Raw genomic sequence first — 18,222 nt, 5'->3', positions numbered from 1 at the left:
AGACAAACTGCCTGATAGCTTTTTGCCAGACATAAAAAAACCCGCCAAATAAGCGGGTTTAGTTTAATCATTAAGAATGATCCAATTACAGAACATCAACTGAATTCAATTCTTTAAATGCTTGCTCTAAACGAACAACCATTGATGATTGTGCATGACGTAACCAGTTACGTGGGTCGTAGTATTTCTTGTTAGGTTTATCAGCACCTTCTGGATTACCTAACTGAGCTTGTAAATAGCCTTCGTTCTTTTTGTAGAACTGTAAGATACCATCCCAAGTTGCCCACTGAGTATCTGTATCGATATTCATTTTGATAACACCATAGCCAACAGCTTCTTTGATTTCTTCTGCTGAAGAACCGGAGCCGCCGTGGAAAACGAAGTCTAAGCTATTGTGTGGCAGGTTGAATTTCTCAGATACGTAGTCTTGTGAGTTACGTAGAATTTTTGGCGTTAACTGAACGTTACCTGGTTTATAAACACCGTGAACGTTACCGAAAGATGCCGCGATAGTGAAACGAGGGCTTACCGCACTCAGTTTTTCGTATGCGTAAGCAACATCTTCTGGTTGAGTATAAAGCGCAGAGCTGTCCATACCTGTGTTATCAACACCGTCTTCTTCACCACCTGTACAGCCTAATTCGATTTCTAAAGTCATATCGATTTTAGCCATACGCGCTAAATATTTAGCACAGATTTCGATGTTTTCTTCTAATGATTCTTCAGATAAGTCAATCATGTGAGAAGAGAACAGTGGTTTACCTGTTTTAGCGTAGTGTTTTTCACCAGCATCTAACAGACCATCAATCCATGGTAATAATTTTTTCGCACAGTGGTCAGTATGCAGAATAACAGGAACACCGTAGTATTCAGCCATTTGGTGTACATGATGAGCGCCAGAAATTGCGCCTAAAATAGCAGCTTGCTGTGGTACATCAGATTTAAGACCTTTACCTGCGATAAATGCAGCACCACCGTTAGAGAACTGTACAATAACAGGAGAACGAACTTTCGCAGCAGCTTCTAACACAGCATTGATTGAGTCAGTACCTACACAGTTAACCGCAGGCAGAGCAAATTTGTTTTCTTTTGCTACTGCAAATACTTTTTGTACATCATCACCAGTGATGACACCCGGTTTCACGAAATCAAAAACTTTAGACATGTAATAAGATCCTATATTTGGAACAGGTAGAAAATGGCTTTCTACCTGTATGAGCTGACTTAATTACTGTTTAGCGCGTTCTTCTAACATTGCAACAGCAGGAAGTTTTTTGCCTTCAACGAATTCTAAGAAAGCACCACCACCGGTTGAAATGTAAGAGATTTTGTCTGCGATATCAAATAAATCAATAGCAGCCAGCGTATCACCACCACCAGCGATAGAGAATGCTTCACTATCTGCAATAGCATTAGCGATGATTTCTGTACCTTTACGGAAGTTAGGGAATTCAAACACACCTACTGGACCATTCCACAGGATAGTTTTCGCGTTTTTCAGGATCTCTGCTAAACGTTCTGCTGTAACATCACCGATATCCAGTACTTGTTCATCATCTTTGATATCACTTGCTGATTTTAAAACAGCCTCTGCAGTTTCAGAGAATTCAGTTGCAACACGAACATCACTTGGCACTGGAATATCACATTTTTCCATCAGCTTTTTAGCATCATCAACTAGGTCTGCTTCATATAAAGAGCGACCAACTGGATGACCTTCTGCTGCGATAAAGGTATTTGCGATACCACCACCAACGATTAATTGGTCAGCAATTTTTGATAAAGAATCTAATACAGTCAGTTTAGTTGATACTTTAGAACCACCAACAATCGCAACCATTGGGCGAGCAGGTTTATCTAATGCTTTACCTAATGCTTCAAGCTCTGCTGATAACAGAGGACCCGCGCAAGCAACTTGTGCAAATTTAGCAACACCATGAGTTGATGCTTGAGCACGGTGAGCAGTACCGAATGCATCCATGACGAAAACATCACATAATGCAGCGTATTGTTTAGACAGCGTTTCGTCGTCTTTCTTTTCGCCTTTGTTAAAACGAACGTTTTCAAGAACAACTAATTCACCGGCATTGACTTCAACACCATTTAAATAGTCTTTAGCAAGGCTAACTGGTGCAGTTAATTTATCTTTCAGATAGTCAACAACTGGTTTTAAAGAGAACTCTTCGTTGTACTCACCTTCAGTAGGACGACCTAAGTGAGAAGTTACCATCACTTTAGCGCCTTGTTTTAACGCGGCTTCAATTGTTGGTAAAGAAGCACGGATACGTGCATCTGAAGTTACTTTACCATCTTTAACTGGAACGTTCAGGTCAGCACGGATAAGAACTCGTTTACCCGCTAGGTCTAAATCGGTCATCTTAATTACAGACATGATGAATCCTCTCATTGATTCTCTAAAATTTAGTAATCTTCTGTTCAGTGCCTTGTATTATTACGCGACACCGTCATTAAAACATGATTATTTAAAACCAGTTGCAGCCATTGCTAACGTTGTATCAAGCATTCGGTTAGCAAAGCCCCATTCATTATCACACCAGACTAAAGTCTTGATCAGGTGTTGCCCACTGACTCTTGTTTGTGTGCCATCTACGATTGCACTATGAGGATCGTGGTTAAAATCAGTTGAGACTAATGGCAATTCTGTGTAATCCACTATACCACGAAATGCGCCAGTTGCTGATTTTTGAATTAACCGATTGACATCTAACACATTTACAGCAGTTTTTACAGTGACACTTAAATCAATTGCCGTCACATTAATTGTAGGAACTCGTACAGAAATTGCCTCAAAATGATCCCTAAATTTCGGGAAGATCCGCGTAATTCCTGCCGCCAGTTTTGTATCAACAGGAATAATAGATTGTCCTGCAGCACGAGTACGACGTAAATCCTTATGGTATGCATCAATCACAGGTTGATCGTTCATGGCTGCATGGATTGTTGTTACTGTTCCTGACTCTATATTAAACGCGTCATCCATCATTTTAATGATGGGAATAATGCAATTTGTTGTACAAGATGCGTTTGAAACAATTCGGTGCTCTTTTTTAAGTTCGTGTTGATTCACACCAAAAACGACCGTTGCATCTAAATCTGTTGTACCGGGATGAGAAAAAAGCACTTTCTTTGCGCCTTGTGCAATATGCGCTTCGCCATCAGCTCGTGAGCCATATGCACCACTACAATCAAGTACGACATCAATACCAAGTTCACCCCAAGGTAAATCCGTAATATCAGCGTGATGAAATAAGCGAATAGTATCATCACCCACTTGCAATAAATCGTTATTAATTCGTACATCCCAAGCAAAACGTCCATGGCTGGAGTCATACTTGAGAAGATGCCCAATACCTTGTGCATCAGCCAATTCATTTACTGCAACAACCGTTATTTCAGCTCGTTTACCTGATTCATAAAGCGCTCTTAACACATTACGCCCTATACGACCAAAACCGTTAATAGCGACTCTGATTGTCATGTGACTTCCTTGATAACTCGTGATTTGCAACCGCTTAGAATAATAGAGCAACATACTAATCAACAACGATAAATCAAGTAAATCTAGAAATTGTGCAGTCACCGACATTTTAGGATTAACTGAAACGGTTCAGCTTACTGATAATCAGATTACGAGAAATGAGAGAAGATCGCAATAGTAAACAAAGATGGAAGGATAAAAAAAGAGCACATCTGAGAAATTCTTCCCAAAAATGTGCTCTTGTTAACATTTATTGATTATTTAAGTAAAGATTTTGCCTGTGTAACCACATTTTCAACAGTAAAACCAAACTCTTCAAATAATTCGTTTGCAGGTGCAGATTCACCGAAGCTACGCATACCTACAATCGCACCATCTAAACCAACATACTTGAACCAGTAGTCAGCAATACCAGCTTCGATAGCAACACGCGCTTTCACTGATGTTGGCAATACTGCTTCACGGTAATCTGCATCTTGTTTATCAAATGCATCTGTTGCTGGCATAGAAACAACACGTACTTTACGACCTTCAGCTGTCAGTTGTTCATAAGCGCTAACCGCTAATTCAACTTCAGAACCTGTCGCAATAAAGATTAATTCTGGAGTACCCGCGCAATCTTTCAGGATGTAACCACCCTTCTCGATATTCGCCAGTTGCTCTGGAGTACGTGGTTGTTGTGCAAGATTTTGACGAGAGAAGATCAGCGCTGTTGGACCATCTTTACGATCAATTGCATATTTCCATGCAACAGCGGATTCAACTTGGTCACATGGACGCCATGTGCTCACGTTTGGAGTTACACGCAGGCTTGCCATTTGCTCAACAGGTTGGTGAGTTGGGCCATCTTCACCCAGACCGATAGAGTCATGAGTATAAACAAAGATACTGCGGATCTTCATCAGTGCAGCCATACGTACAGCATTACGTGCATATTCCATAAACATCAGGAAGGTAGCGCCGTAAGGAACAAAACCGCCATGTAATGCAATACCATTCATGATTGCAGACATACCGAATTCACGCACACCATAATGGATGTAGTTACCCGCTTCGTCTTCATTCAGCGCTTTAGAACCAGACCACATAGTCAAGTTACTTGGTGCTAAGTCCGCAGAACCGCCCATGAATTCTGGTAATACTTTACCGAATGCTTCTAATGCATTTTGAGACGCTTTACGGCTTGCAATGCTTGAAGGGTTTTGTTGCAGATTTTCAATAAATGCTTTGGAATCTTTTTCCCAGTTTGCTGGTAATTCACCAGAAACACGACGTTTGAATTCAGCCGCTAATTCAGGGAATTGTGCTGCGTATGCAGCAAATTTAGCATCCCATGACGCTTCTTTTGCTTTACCCGCTTCTTTCGCATCCCACTCTTTATAAATTTCTTGTGGAATTTCGAATGGGCCGTATTCCCAGCCTAACGCTTTACGTGTTTCAGCGATTTCTGCATCACCTAATGGAGAACCGTGAGAATCCGCAGTACCTGCTTTATGAGGAGAACCAAAACCGATAGTGGTTTTACAAATCAGCAGTGAAGGTTTGTCAGTGATCTGTTTTGCTGCTTCAATTGCGGCTTTAATGCTTGCTGCATCGTGACCATCAATGCCACTAATTACATGCCAGCCATAAGCGTCGAAACGTTCTGCGGTATTATCAGTAAACCAACCATGCACTTTACCATCAATAGAGATGCCATTGTCATCGTAGAATGCAATCAGTTTACCTAACTGTAATGTTCCCGCTAAAGAACACGCTTCGTGAGAGATACCTTCCATCATACAACCATCACCCATAAAGGCGTAGGTGTAGTGATCAACAATATCATGACCAGGACGGTTAAATTGAGCGGCTAATGTGCGTTCTGCAATAGCAAAACCCACTGCGTTTGCAATACCTTGACCTAAAGGACCCGTTGTTGTTTCAACGCCTGGGGTGTAACCATATTCTGGGTGACCCGGTGTTTTAGAATGCAATTGACGGAAGTTTTTCAGATCATCTAAAGAAACTTCATAACCAGACAGGTGCAGTAAGCTGTAAATCAGCATCGAAGCATGACCATTAGATAAAACGAAACGGTCACGATCAGCCCAGTTAGGGTTAGTTGGGTTATGATTTAAAAAATCACGCCATAATACTTCTGCAATATCAGCCATACCCATAGGGGCGCCGGGGTGTCCTGATTTCGCTTTTTGCACAGCATCCATACTTAAAAAACGGATCGCATTAGCAAGGGTTTTACGAGTGGTCATTTTCTACTCCAAGTCGGATAAAAAGCATCTAGATAGCTGATTCTCTCAATGCGGGCAAAAAACCGCAATATAAAAAATCCACAAAGGTGGCTATCGTAATTAGCATAAAGCAATAATTCTTTGATTTGCACGGCATTTTTTACGATCAAAGCGGAAAATAACATTACACCACCGCATTGTTGCGCAACAAAAAGCAAAAAAGGCAATGACTTGCGCAATTGAGAAGCGTGCTATTAAACCTTAGCTTGATATGACTAATCAAGATAAAATTTCATTGCTGAATTATCCATCAAATCAAATAAATACCGTATTTGTTTTAATTATAACCTAATAACTAACTGAACTTGTTACAAAGACGTAGAATTATAAGAGCTTAAAAAAGATAAAAAGCAGATAATTCACTGATTCAGTAATAAAAATCTTATTTACATCATATATAGCTAAAAGGAAAAATCAGGGTAACGTAAATGTTACTTATTACCTTAGCAAAACGAGTGAGAAAATAAGTAATTAGGTTATTACAAGAATGGTTTTTATAAATTTTATTACAAAAAAGAATATATTTTTCGTATTTTGACTTTCAATAAGCCTAAAGTTTCTTTTTTCTGTGTTAATTGAATATTTTTTTCTATTATTATTTTTGCAGAAAAATAGTTTCAAAAAACAGCTTACTTAATAATACGCGAAAGTCTGCAAAGCAAAAAACCCAGCATAAATGCTGGGGTTTAGTAATGGAAGGCATCCCTCCGAATTGAATTATCATTTAATGTGGTTATAACTAACCTTGTTCAGATATTTTTAAAGACCGGTATTTTTCTTACTTCTTTAAGGTAGGCAGTACCTTCAGTATTACCAGTACCTGGCGAGGCGCCCAGCATTTTTACAGCAATACCGTAATGCGACTGCCGCCATATTTTCATGCCTAATCCAAACGACGCCATCGCTTGATGAAAATCGTCTTTATACAAATTATCCTGAGGAATAAGATTAAAAACATGATCAATCGTCTCGGGGTTAGATAAAATCGCCTCGCTTACCTCCGGTACCGCTTGATAAGCTATTGAATTGAATCTTTCGGCATCAGGTCTACTACACAATGATTCAACTTTTTTATAACTGCGTGACTGGATTGCACTAGAACCTTCGGTATAGTCTCTGAACCTATGAAAGGCATCAACCCGTAACGTCGATAACAATGGAAAAAGTGCTGCCATTTCATTCAATCGATTAGCGCTGAGAAACAAGAGTTCAGTTGCTTGTTTCAAATCCGATTTAGCAAAGGCAATAACTTCCGTTAAACAAGAGGCCAGCCAATCAAACAATATTTCAAAGGCCTGTAATATACGTAGAAAAATGTACTCATCATGATTAATATAAACGGGTATCATTGAGTATTCTAAGCGTAATTTTTCATTATCAGATAAGCGTAAAAACACAGCAGAACAAATTGTGTCGCAGATAGCTATCATATCCCGCTCATTATTTTCCCACTGTATATTCATTCGTTGATATACTTTTCCCATACACTTTATCAGTCGTCGGCAACGCGTATTAACAAGTCGCTGATCTGGCGCCATTTCATAGAGCCAACTGCCATTATTACGCAATGCATCTAGCTCAAAACGGATTAAGTCCATAGTAATAATAGTCAGTTGCCAATCGATATAATCAGCACTATTTTCTGTGTAATTCTGCCAATGTAATAAATCCAGTGCTAGATAAGATCGGTAACTATAAGTGTCATCAAATTTATCCAAGACGACGTTAAGAAAACTTAGCATCCAATCACCAGCGGAACTGCGGGCTAATTCATCTCGATATACTGCCAGTTGTTGTAATTTTTGCTGGGTAACAAAATGTTTTCCAACCTTATGAAATTCAGAAAGGATCTCTCTAGCATCATACCGATGACTATTATTCAATAGAATGTCTTCGGTGGTCGCTCTATAACTCTTTTCACGTTTTGAATCAGTCCCATCAAGATGCTCTTGCTCTGATATTCTATCAACCATAGTTAGCTCCCGGCTCTTTGTTGCATAAATGTCAGGATTTCAAGTTACTGGGCGAGTAGTTTTATATATTCCATCCCGCGCTTCACTAATACTGTTGCCTTCGCTACATGCCCAGCACTCAATTCACTCGCTGCTTCAGCTAACTCTTCATTTTGAAGCTTCAACCATCGCTCTGTGGATTAATGTATAACCTGAAAGCACAATTCATTAGATATATGAATGTATTTATACAATATAACAGTCATTAAAACCAACAATAATTTAACGTTAAACCAACAACCCTAACTGTAAAAAGACATATTTATCGGAATTACATAAATAAAATCAATCAAGTTAAAATAAAAATAATTTTATTATACAGGTTGAAAATTCTTTAAATTAATCCATGAAAGAGTAATTAAAGCTAATTAAAAGTGATGTTTTGTATTATTGTGGTTTTTTAGTTCACTTCGTTATTATGATTTATTTTATTATTCTAATTGCTTTAATTATTTTAACGGTAATTTTTCGAAGGGTAACGATTAAAGACATCCTGTCATCAATCACAAGTCTGATAAGCAAATACATAAAATATATTTATATTTTTTATTCAAACAATGTTAAAATCTGTTTTCTTGGTTTTCAGTAATTATTTATATATTCAATCAAACGGCTATGCGGGTCTAATAAACAGGGTATTACTGGCTAGGTGGGGCTAGTTTGGATATCAACGGGGATCAGTACTGGTGTTACCCGCTTAATTGCGGGTAGAAGGTCGGAAAAGTGGCATACTGCTGGCTGGTATGATGATAAAACCCCAATAGCAAAAACGCCATGCTAATAAATAGCATGGCGTCATAATTTGGCGGAACGGACGGGACTCGAACCCGCGACCCCCTGCGTGACAGGCAGGTATTCTAACCAACTGAACTACCGCTCCGGGTATCCTTTCGGACGAGGTGAATATTACGAATCTCTTGCCTTGTCGTCAACTGTTTTTCTAACAAAAAGATGCATTTGGATAGTTTTTAATCTTAACTAAGCCTTTATGCTTTTTTTATATTCAAACTGACTCATCATTTGATGCTGGACGCCACAAACAATGCCCGCCTTTTTTCTCAACTAAATCTAATCGAGATTCGTGTTCAGCAAGTTCTTCTGCGGTGGCTCTTATGACTCTTAATCCTGAAACTGGGCGTTCGATACGCTGAATATCATTTTGCTCTTGCTCGTTACTTGATTCGCCTTCCATTGAAAACGCTAATGCTGTTTGTCCACCGGTCATTGCCAAGTAAACGTCAGAAAGTATTTCAGCATCCAATAACGCGCCGTGAAGAGTACGTTTAGAGTTATCTATTAAGTATCTATCACATAAGGCATCAAGGTTATTTCGTTTACCGGGGAATAATGCCCTTGCCATTGCAAGGCTATCGGTAATTTGGCAGAACGTTTCGGTAGGCGGAATATCACGATTAAGCTTTCTAAACTCATAATCCATAAAGCCAATATCGAACGATGCGTTATGAATGATCAGCTCTGCGCCACGAATATATTCTAAAAATTCATCAGCAATATCAGCAAAAGAAGGACAATCCTCTAAAAACTCGTCACTAATACCGTGAACTTCAAACGCTTCGGGATCAACTAATCTTTCGGGCTTAATATAAACATGGAAATTTCGCCCTGTTAATCGACGATTGATAACCTCCACGGCACCAATTTCAATGATATTATGACCTTCATAATGAACGCCCAGCTTATTCATACCGGTGGTTTCGGTATCAAGTACAATTTGTCGTGTGATTGGAGTGCTCATAATCCGTTTTTATGTCAGACTTAGGGTTAGTTTTTCGTATTAATCAAAAAGGATAAGTCGCCTTTATGCACAAGCAGGTAGAAATATTCACCGATGGTTCATGCTTAGGCAACCCAGGCCCTGGTGGTTATGGCGCTATTTTACGCTATCAACAACATGAAAAAACCCTAAGTGAAGGTTTTTTTATGACCACCAATAACCGAATGGAACTTCTTGCCGCTATCGTAGCATTAGAAACATTAAAATTCCCTTGTAAAATTACACTGACAACAGATAGCCAATATGTCAGACAAGGTATCACACAGTGGATCCATAGCTGGAAAAAGCGCCAATGGCGTAAAGCTGATAAAAGCCCTGTGCTTAATGTCGATTTATGGAAACGCTTAGATAGTGCTATTACTCGTCATGAAATCGAATGGCATTGGGTAAAAGGTCATGCTGGTCATGATGAAAATGAACGTTGTGATGAATTAGCAAAAACGGCGGCTCAATCACCTACACAAGAAGACACTGGTTATATTGAAAGCCAGAAAGATAAAACATAATGAATCATATTTTATGGCTCTGAGCGATTGCGTGTAGCGCCTAAAACTCGACCTTTTACACTCAGGCGTGGCAATGCAAATTTCAATGCCGTGGGTGTTAAAGGAAGCGTTCTTTTACGAGCAATAATTAAATTTAAACAGCCACCGATGTGATAGCGGCTACCATCACGTTTTATTGGTCTTGAAAATGGCATAATTTGGAAATTCTGTTGTGTCATGACTTCGTAATTTAACACACTAAGCCAATCAATTTGGCGTCGAAGTGAAAACATACGACTTGAATAAGGCTGCTTTTGTCGTAAAAGAGGCGTACATTTACCTAGCCCTAATAAACTAATAGGGTTAAAGCTCGTTAATACTATCCAGCCATCATCAATTAAAACACGGTCAGCTTCTCTTAATAGCCAATGAGGATCTGCACTATAATCAAGTACATGAGCCATAAGGCAAACATCTATCGATTTATTTTCAAAGGGTAGATAATCTAAGGACGCAATAACATCCGCATTTATTGCATTCGATGTCACATTGACTTGATGTGAAACGATACTTAATTTGGTATCAAGTTCGGCACTGAGTTGACCGAGTTTTAGCAAATGAAAGCCATACATTTTCGGCCACCAGTTTTGTAAACGCAATTCAATCGCCATGCGATAATATTCCCCCCAAGGAATATCACGCCAAGAATCTGGCATTGTAATTGGTTTTACTGAACGCGCTGCTTTCATCGTTTAACCCTTAATATTTTATAAGTAAGGTAACTTATATGGAGCTTATCAGAATTCCTGCTTTATCCGATAACTACATTTGGCTATTAAGTAATGAAAATAGTGAATGTGTGATTGTAGACCCGTCACAAGCCAAACCTGTTATTGAAATGCTCTCACAACGTTCACTAACGCCTATCGCGATTTTATTAACCCACCATCATGAGGATCATGTTGGTGGCGTTGCCGAGCTTGTAAAAAAATATCCTAACATTGACGTTTTTGGCCCACAAGAAACACAAAGTAAAGGGGCTGAAAATATTATTCATAATCAAGAACGCATCATTGTTGGCACCTTCACTTTTAATGTGATTGGCACACCGGGCCATACATTAGGTCATGTTGCTTATTACTGTGAACCATATTTATTTTGTGGTGATACACTTTTTTCTGGTGGTTGTGGTCGTTTATTCGAAGGCACCGCACAACAAATGTTTAGTTCATTACAAAGATTGAGTGCTTTACCTGATAACACATTAATTTGTTGCGCTCATGAATACACCCTATCAAATATGACCTTTGCGCATCATATCATGCCAGAAAATGCACTTATTACCGATTATTTAGCCCAAGTTAGTGAAATGCGTAAAAATTTACAACCAACTGTGCCAATAACACTGAAAAACGAAAAGAATATTAATCTTTTTTTGAAATCTGACGATATTGATTTGCAAAGGATTTTAGATATAACCACTAATACTTATGCTCCAATTAAGACATTTACAAAATTAAGAGAATTAAAAGACAACTTTTAATCTCTATTGATTGTTTTATTTTGGCACACTAAGTATCATTTGGTTTAAAAAACACACAGGATGAATTTTTCTATTATGAAGACAAAAGCGATTTTGTTCTCCATATTGCTATTGGCGGGCTGTCAGCAATCTGAGAACATTAAACCTAATTTGTCTGCGATCACACCAACATCAACGAAAGGGACTGCAACTTCTCACCAACCTCAATATGATGTAAAAACCAATTTATGGGGTTATGTGGTAAGTGAATTGAAAATGGACCTCCCTGAAAATGAAAGGATCTCGCAGCAAGAATTATATTTTTTAAATAATCCCAAACATATACAGAGTGTTGCTTCTCGTGCTGAACCTTATATGTATTCGATTATTGATGAAATTGAAAAACGTGAATTACCGATGGAACTTGCACTTGTTCCTGTCGTTGAAAGTGCGTTTAATCCCCATGTTACCTCTTCTGCAAATGCCGCTGGTTTATGGCAATTTGTACCGATAACCGGTAATTACTATGGTTTGGCACAAAACCAATGGTATGACGGTCGTCGTGATGTTATGGCATCAACTAAAGCAGCCCTTGATTTACTAGAGCGCTTGTATGTGATGTTCGATAGTGATTGGGCACTTGCCCTTGCTGCTTATAACGCAGGCGAAGGTCGTGTTATGCAAGCAATAAAGGCAAATGAGAGTCAAAACTTACCAACAGACTATTGGTCGCTTTCTTTACCTAAAGAAACGATGAATTATGTGCCGAAAATTCTCGCGTTGAGCAAAGTTATTCGTGAAAACAAACAGACCATTACTTTTCCAAAAAGTAACTATCGAGATAAAGCATTAGCCTCATTTGATGTTGGCGAGCAAATCACGTTAAATAAAGTTGCTGAATTAAGTCAGTTACCTATTAATACCGTGAAAGATTATAACCCTGGTTATAAGCGTGGAATAACCGCACCGAATGGTCCTCATGTCATTATGTTGCCTCGCAATAAACTTGACCAATTCCGTAACGCTTTTGAGGATGAAGCGGTATTAGAAACAATTCGCTTGGCTGTTGCCAAAACGAATCAATCTATTAAGCAAGAAGGTGTTTATAAGGTTCGTTCAGGGGATTCGTTTTACGCTATTGCTCGTCGCTACAATATGAGTGTCAAAGACTTACAGCGTATTAATGGCTTAAATGCCAAGAGCACATTACTGGTTGGTCAAACATTAAAAATTCATAATGCTGGTAGTGTCAGTAATACCACGATAACGAAACCAGCAAAACCTTCACCCAGCTACTATAAAGTACGCCAAGGTGACTCTTATTACAGTATTGCCCGTCGCCACGGCATTAACCTAAAACAGTTAATGAGCTGGAATGCTGACATTAAAATGTTAAAACCGGGTACTCAATTAACACTGTATATAAAATAGTTTTTGTACTTAAACGTTTTGAAAGCCATCAATATATTTAATACCTTAGCGGTGATAAATAGAGATGGCTTTTTCTTTATTATCAATGAGTCACTCTTTTTATCCCTTTCATCCCTTTTATCCTTTTCGTCTATTCCTTCTATTTTATTCTGCTTGAATATGGCTCCCCCTTTACCATTGCAAATATTAGGTAATAAAAAAAGCGCCTGATATTTAACTATCACGCGCTTCATTTTTATCTCTATTTGATTAATTTAGCGTACTTAATTTAGCACACTAACTTATAGCCAGAAGAACCAAGCAAACAGAGCGATAACTAAGATACATACTAAGTTCAGCACACCACCGACACGTACCATTTCACTTTGTTTAATGTAACCTGAACCAAAAACAATCGCATTTGGTGGAGTTGCAACAGGCAACATAAACGCACAGGATGCACCAATACCGATAATCATCGTTAACGCCATTACTGGCATACCTAATGCTTGTGCTACTGTTGCAAAGATAGGTACTAATAACGCGGCACTTGCGGTATTACTGGTAAATTCAGTTAATACGATGATAAAGGTTGTTACCGCAAGGATAATCACGAACCAGTGGCTTGCACCAAAGGTTTCCTTCATGAAATCTGCCATCACAAGGCTTGCACCAGAAGACTGTAAAATAGCGCTCAGTGTTAAACCACCACCGAACAGCATTAACACACCCCACTCTGTATTCTCTTGGATTTGGCTCCAGCTTGCTACACCTGTTACACCGATAACAATTGCCGCACTAACCGCAATAACTGTATCTAAATCTTTTACACCACCAAGAGCACTGCTGATGAAAGAGCTGAAGATCCAGCAAAATACGGTAACTAAGAAGATAGTCATGGCGATAACACGTTTGTTATTCCACTCTAACACTTCTAATTTGAGATCAAATTTATGTTTTAAATTAGGACGTAGCATCAGGTACATCACAATAAACATGATAGGCAATAACACTAACATGATTGGAATACCGTATTTCATCCACGTAATAAAATCTAAATTCAATTGAGCCGCAGCAATCGCATTGGGAGGGCTACCAACCAACGTACCTAAGCCACCGATACTTGCACTATAAGCAACACCTAATAATACGAATACGAAAGTATTACGCTCTGAACGAATATCTAAGTTGGATAAAATACCTAATACTAAAGGGAGCATCATCGCAGCCGTTGCTGTGTTACTGATCCACATTGAAAGTAATGCAGTTACACCAAATAACAACAATACCGCGATTGAAAGTTTACCTTTTGCAATCATCAGCAAGCGGTTAGCAATTAAGCGATCTAGCCCTTGAATATGAAGCGCTGTCGCTAATGCAAAGCCACCGAAGAATAAGAAAATAATGGGATTTGCAAATGATTTTAATGACTCATTGGTATTCATTAGCCCGAGTACAACGGCTAATATAGGAATAAATAATGCTGTTATCGTAACGTGAATAGCTTCTGTCAGCCATAACACCCCAACAAACACCATTAATGCTAAACCTGCATTGGCCTTTGGATCATAAGGTAAAAATTCTAGCAAAAGTAGTAATAACACCACATCGATAGCCAGAATAATTAACCCTCGTTTGTTTATCGGGCTAGACTTCGCCGATGGGGCTAAATTGGATGCGTCCATGATAATACTCCACATTAGCTGATATGAACATTGGATTCACTAAGCTTAAATTGTTAACGAAATAGGTTATATGTGAAATATAAAAACATTTCTCGCCATTGAAAACGCACAAAAGCCATATTTGGGATCTCATCCACGAGAATTAACCAATTTATTAATAAAAGAGTAATAATTGAACACTATTTTCTCTTACGCATCACACTTTTTAAAAGGCGTTAAGAATAAATATTCTGTTTTTTCTGTAAAAAAACCAAAAAAAAGAGGAGAACACAAGGTTCTCCTCTTTCAGATTAATAAGATTTTTTAATCAAAGGTGCAAGAATTATGCTTGACCTTTAACTTCTTTCAGACCGTTGAAAGGTGCTTTGTTACCTAATGCTTCTTCGATACGGATCAGTTGGTTATATTTAGCAACACGGTCAGAACGGCTCATAGAACCTGTTTTGATTTGGCCTGCTGCTGTACCCACTGCTAAGTCAGCGATAGTTGCATCTTCAGTTTCACCAGAACGGTGAGAGATAACTGCTGTGTAGCCTGCATCTTTCGCCATTTTGATTGCTGCTAAAGTTTCTGTCAGTGAACCGATTTGGTTGAATTTGATCAGAATTGAGTTAGCGATGCCTTTATCGATACCTTCTTTCAGGATCTTAGTGTTAGTTACAAACAGGTCGTCACCAACCAGTTGGATTTTGTCACCAAGAACTTTAGTTTGGTATGCGAAACCATCCCAGTCAGATTCGTTTAAACCATCTTCGATAGAAACGATTGGGTATTGTTTAGTCAGTTCTTCTAAATAATGAGTGAACTCTTGTGAAGTGAAGGTTTTGCCTTCGCCTTTCAGTTCGTAGTTACCTGTTTCATTGTTGTAGAACTCAGAAGCTGCACAGTCCATAGCCAGAGTAACGTCTTTACCTAAAACGTAACCCGCTTTCTCAACTGCTTCTTTGATAGCAGCTAATGCAGCAGCGTTAGATTCTAAGTTTGGTGCATAACCACCTTCGTCACCAACTGCAGTGTTCATACCTTTTGCTTTCAGCACTTTTGCTAAGTGATGGAAGATTTCTGAACCCATACGCACTGCTTCTTTCAGAGAAGGCGCGCCAACTGGTTGGATCATGAATTCTTGGATATCAACGTTGTTATCTGCGTGCTCACCACCGTTGATGATGTTCATCATTGGCAGAGGCATAGAATATTGACCGTGAGTACCGTTCAGATCAGAAATGTGCTCGTACAAAGGCATACCTTTCGCAGCTGCTGCTGCTTTTGCGTTTGCTAAAGAAACCGCTAGGATTGCGTTTGCACCAAAGTTTGATTTGTTTTCAGTACCATCTAAATCGATCATGATTTTATCGATGTTAGCTTGGTCTTTTGCATCTTGGCCAAGGATCGCTTTAGCGATTGGACCATTAACAGCAGCAACCGCTTTCAGAACACCTTTACCTAAGAAACGTGATTTATCACCATCACGTAATTCTAAAGCTTCGCGAGAACCTGTTGATGCACCTGATGGAGCAGCCGCCATACCAACAAAACCACCTTCTAAGTGAACTTCTGCTTCAACTGTTGGGTTGCCACGAGAATCAATAATTTCACGACCAAGTACTTTAACGATTTTGGACATTCGGTTTTCCTCTGTACAAGTTAAATTTCCGAGAAGAGATACCCTATCTCTTCTCATATATCCTATTTCAGCAGACCTTTTTGGTTATCAAAGGCTGCTTTCACAAAGCCTGCAAATAACGGATGGCCGTCACGCGGCGTTGAGGTAAACTCTGGGTGGAACTGACAAGCAACAAACCAAGGATGGTTTGGATTTTCAATAATTTCCACCAGCTTGTTATCTACTGAACGACCTGCGATACGTAAACCCGCATCTTCGATACGTTTTAATAGCAAATTATTTACTTCATAACGGTGACGATGGCGCTCTGTAATGGTGTTTTTGCCATACAGAGTACGTACTAAGCTATCACCACTTAAATGGCAAGGCTGAGCACCAAGGCGCATCGTGCCACCTAAATCACTGTCTTCTGAACGCATTTCGACATTACCGTCTTCATCACGCCATTCGGTGATTAATGCAATAACAGGATATTTACAATCTGGTGCAAATTCAGTGGAGTTTGCGCCTTCCATACCAACGACATTACGTGCAAACTCAATCATAGCAACCTGCATACCTAAGCAAATGCCCAAGTAAGGGATTTTATTTTCGCGTGCATATTGAGCAGCCATAATTTTGCCCTCAACACCACGTTCACCAAAACCACCCGGTACTAAGATTGCATCTAACCCTTTAAGCATTTCTACGCCACGGGTTTCAACGTCTTGTGAATCAATTAGTTTGATATTTACAGTAACACGGCTTTTGAAACCACCATGTTTTAATGCTTCAATCACTGATTTATAGGCATCTGGTAATTCAACATATTTACCCACCATACCAATGGTCACTTCGCCTTCAGGATTTGCTTCTTCGTAAATAACTTGTTCCCACTCTGCAAGATTTGCAACTGGGCAATCTAAGCTGAATCGTTTACAGATATAATCATCTAATCCCTGTGATTTCAATAGTGCAGGGATTTTATAAATGGAATCGACGTCTTTTAATGAAATAACCGCTTTCTCTGGTACATTACAGAACAGTGCAATTTTGGCACGTTCGTTTGCAGGAATAACGCGGTCTGAACGGCAAATCAACGCATCAGGTTGGATACCGATCGACAGTAATTCTTTTACTGAATGCTGAGTTGGTTTGGTTTTCACTTCACCAGAAGCGGCTAAATAAGGCACCAAAGTTAAATGCAGGTAGAATGTATGCTCGCGGCCTACTTCTGCTGCCATTTGGCGAATCGCTTCTAAGAATGGTAAAGATTCGATATCACCAACTGTCCCTCCGACTTCAACTAAAACGACATCATGGCCTTCACCGCCACGGATAATACGTTCTTTGATTTCATTAGTGATATGAGGAATAACTTGAATTGTAGCCCCAAGATAGTCACCACGGCGCTCTTTACGTAATACTTCAGAGTATACGCGACCTGTCGTGAAGTTATTACGACGAGTCATTTTCGTGCGAATAAAGCGCTCATAGTGCCCTAAGTCGAGATCAGTTTCAGCACCATCGTCAGTGACGAAGACTTCCCCGTGCTGAATTGGGCTCATAGTACCTGGATCGACGTTGATATACGGATCCAACTTCATCATGGTGACATTGAGTCCACGGGCTTCGAGTATAGCCGCCAGAGAGGCTGCGGCAATGCCTTTACCCAGAGAGGATACGACCCCGCCGGTCACAAAAATATAATTCGTTTTCATGCTGAACCTGAAAGTTTAGGTGTATTAGGATGATGGATATAACTGGACGGGAACACAGTATACCCGAACCTTATTTTCGCTACAAACATTCTTAGTAGTATAAAGTTCTTTTTCATCACGCCACTTATCCGTTTAAACACGAAAAAACAGTAAAAATTCAATTAACTAAACCCGTGAAAATATTTCTCAAGCATTTTAG

At 39.3% G+C, this 18,222-nt stretch carries 14 protein-coding genes and 1 tRNA gene; 4 read left to right on the top strand and 11 right to left on the bottom strand.

All coding sequences use genetic code 11. The annotated features are described in order from the left end of the window. Positions 1-85: 85 nt before the first annotated feature. The 5 genes from fbaA to QQS39_RS04335 form a co-directional block, all read right to left on the bottom strand. A complete protein-coding gene (gene fbaA, locus QQS39_RS04355) occupies positions 86-1,165 on the bottom strand; it encodes a class II fructose-bisphosphate aldolase (protein ID WP_151434419.1) in 1,080 nt (359 codons plus the stop codon). Positions 1,166-1,228: 63 nt separating this feature from the next. Beyond that, complete coding sequence (pgk, locus tag QQS39_RS04350; protein ID WP_099074324.1) at positions 1,229-2,392, bottom strand: phosphoglycerate kinase; 1,164 nt, start codon at positions 2,390-2,392, stop codon at positions 1,229-1,231. Positions 2,393-2,479: 87 nt separating this feature from the next. Beyond that, positions 2,480-3,499, bottom strand: a complete 1,020-nt coding sequence (gene epd / locus QQS39_RS04345; RefSeq protein ID WP_151434418.1) for an erythrose-4-phosphate dehydrogenase — start codon at positions 3,497-3,499, stop codon at positions 2,480-2,482. 257 nt (positions 3,500-3,756) lie between these two features. Continuing rightward, complete coding sequence (gene tkt / locus QQS39_RS04340) at positions 3,757-5,751, bottom strand: transketolase (RefSeq protein WP_151434417.1); 1,995 nt, start codon at positions 5,749-5,751, stop codon at positions 3,757-3,759. Between the two features lie 788 nt (positions 5,752-6,539). Beyond that, a complete protein-coding gene (locus QQS39_RS04335) occupies positions 6,540-7,763 on the bottom strand; it encodes a hypothetical protein (protein WP_285805455.1) in 1,224 nt (407 codons plus the stop codon). A gap of 688 nt (positions 7,764-8,451) precedes the next feature. Here QQS39_RS04335 and QQS39_RS04330 point away from each other — a divergent pair. After that, a complete protein-coding gene (locus QQS39_RS04330; protein ID WP_285805454.1) occupies positions 8,452-8,583 on the top strand; it encodes a hypothetical protein in 132 nt (43 codons plus the stop codon). Between the two features lie 22 nt (positions 8,584-8,605). Here the strand turns inward: QQS39_RS04330 and QQS39_RS04325 are convergent. Both QQS39_RS04325 and dnaQ read right to left on the bottom strand, forming a co-directional pair. After that, positions 8,606-8,682, bottom strand: a tRNA-Asp gene (locus QQS39_RS04325). 123 nt (positions 8,683-8,805) lie between these two features. Continuing rightward, positions 8,806-9,558: a DNA polymerase III subunit epsilon gene (gene dnaQ / locus QQS39_RS04320; RefSeq protein ID WP_151434415.1), complete on the bottom strand. Its 753-nt coding sequence runs from the start codon at positions 9,556-9,558 to the stop codon at positions 8,806-8,808. Between the two features lie 65 nt (positions 9,559-9,623). Here dnaQ and rnhA point away from each other — a divergent pair, with 65 nt between their 5' ends. Then, entirely contained in the window at positions 9,624-10,103 is a 480-nt protein-coding gene (rnhA, locus tag QQS39_RS04315; RefSeq protein ID WP_285805453.1) for a ribonuclease HI, read from the top strand. An 11-nt stretch (positions 10,104-10,114) separates the two neighbouring features. Here rnhA and QQS39_RS04310 read toward each other — a convergent pair whose 3' ends face one another. Further along, complete coding sequence (locus tag QQS39_RS04310) at positions 10,115-10,831, bottom strand: methyltransferase domain-containing protein (RefSeq protein ID WP_151434414.1); 717 nt, start codon at positions 10,829-10,831, stop codon at positions 10,115-10,117. 38 nt (positions 10,832-10,869) lie between these two features. Here QQS39_RS04310 and gloB point away from each other — a divergent pair, with 38 nt between their 5' ends. Both gloB and mltD read left to right on the top strand, forming a co-directional pair. Then, complete coding sequence (gene gloB / locus QQS39_RS04305) at positions 10,870-11,625, top strand: hydroxyacylglutathione hydrolase (RefSeq protein WP_196736000.1); 756 nt, start codon at positions 10,870-10,872, stop codon at positions 11,623-11,625. A 75-nt stretch (positions 11,626-11,700) separates the two neighbouring features. Beyond that, entirely contained in the window at positions 11,701-13,035 is a 1,335-nt protein-coding gene (mltD, locus tag QQS39_RS04300; RefSeq protein ID WP_285805452.1) for a murein transglycosylase D, read from the top strand. Positions 13,036-13,316: 281 nt separating this feature from the next. Here the strand turns inward: mltD and QQS39_RS04295 are convergent, their stop codons facing one another. The 3 genes from QQS39_RS04295 to pyrG form a co-directional block, all read right to left on the bottom strand. Beyond that, positions 13,317-14,699 (bottom strand): SLC13 family permease, encoded by a 1,383-nt coding sequence (locus tag QQS39_RS04295; protein ID WP_151434411.1) that lies wholly within the window; start codon positions 14,697-14,699, stop codon positions 13,317-13,319. A gap of 322 nt (positions 14,700-15,021) precedes the next feature. Continuing rightward, positions 15,022-16,323, bottom strand: a complete 1,302-nt coding sequence (eno, locus tag QQS39_RS04290; RefSeq protein ID WP_099074305.1) for a phosphopyruvate hydratase — start codon at positions 16,321-16,323, stop codon at positions 15,022-15,024. 62 nt (positions 16,324-16,385) lie between these two features. Next, entirely contained in the window at positions 16,386-18,023 is a 1,638-nt protein-coding gene (pyrG, locus tag QQS39_RS04285) for a glutamine hydrolyzing CTP synthase (protein ID WP_151434409.1), read from the bottom strand. Positions 18,024-18,222 lie beyond the last annotated feature (199 nt).

Source organism: Proteus appendicitidis (assembly GCF_030271835.1).
In the GTDB taxonomy this organism is placed as follows: domain Bacteria; phylum Pseudomonadota; class Gammaproteobacteria; order Enterobacterales; family Enterobacteriaceae; genus Proteus; species Proteus appendicitidis.
The sequence above is the reverse complement of the archived record's forward strand: the minus strand, read 5'-3'. Positions and strand labels throughout refer to the sequence as shown.

What these genes read in the sequence shown, in the direction of transcription:
- QQS39_RS04295 (WP_151434411.1), bottom strand. Translation starts at nt 14,699, where the DNA reads ATGGACGCATCCAATTTAGCCCCATCGGCGAAGTCTAGCCCGATAAAC.
- rnhA (WP_285805453.1), top strand. Translation starts at nt 9,624, where the DNA reads ATGCACAAGCAGGTAGAAATATTCACCGATGGTTCATGCTTAGGCAAC.
- eno (WP_099074305.1), bottom strand. Translation starts at nt 16,323, where the DNA reads ATGTCCAAAATCGTTAAAGTACTTGGTCGTGAAATTATTGATTCTCGT.
- pyrG (WP_151434409.1), bottom strand. Translation starts at nt 18,023, where the DNA reads ATGAAAACGAATTATATTTTTGTGACCGGCGGGGTCGTATCCTCTCTG.
- gloB (WP_196736000.1), top strand. Translation starts at nt 10,870, where the DNA reads ATGGAGCTTATCAGAATTCCTGCTTTATCCGATAACTACATTTGGCTA.
- mltD (WP_285805452.1), top strand. Translation starts at nt 11,701, where the DNA reads ATGAAGACAAAAGCGATTTTGTTCTCCATATTGCTATTGGCGGGCTGT.
- dnaQ (WP_151434415.1), bottom strand. Translation starts at nt 9,558, where the DNA reads ATGAGCACTCCAATCACACGACAAATTGTACTTGATACCGAAACCACC.
- epd (WP_151434418.1), bottom strand. Translation starts at nt 3,499, where the DNA reads ATGACAATCAGAGTCGCTATTAACGGTTTTGGTCGTATAGGGCGTAAT.
- QQS39_RS04310 (WP_151434414.1), bottom strand. Translation starts at nt 10,831, where the DNA reads ATGAAAGCAGCGCGTTCAGTAAAACCAATTACAATGCCAGATTCTTGG.
- QQS39_RS04335 (WP_285805455.1), bottom strand. Translation starts at nt 7,763, where the DNA reads ATGGTTGATAGAATATCAGAGCAAGAGCATCTTGATGGGACTGATTCA.
- pgk (WP_099074324.1), bottom strand. Translation starts at nt 2,392, where the DNA reads ATGTCTGTAATTAAGATGACCGATTTAGACCTAGCGGGTAAACGAGTT.
- fbaA (WP_151434419.1), bottom strand. Translation starts at nt 1,165, where the DNA reads ATGTCTAAAGTTTTTGATTTCGTGAAACCGGGTGTCATCACTGGTGAT.
- tkt (WP_151434417.1), bottom strand. Translation starts at nt 5,751, where the DNA reads ATGACCACTCGTAAAACCCTTGCTAATGCGATCCGTTTTTTAAGTATG.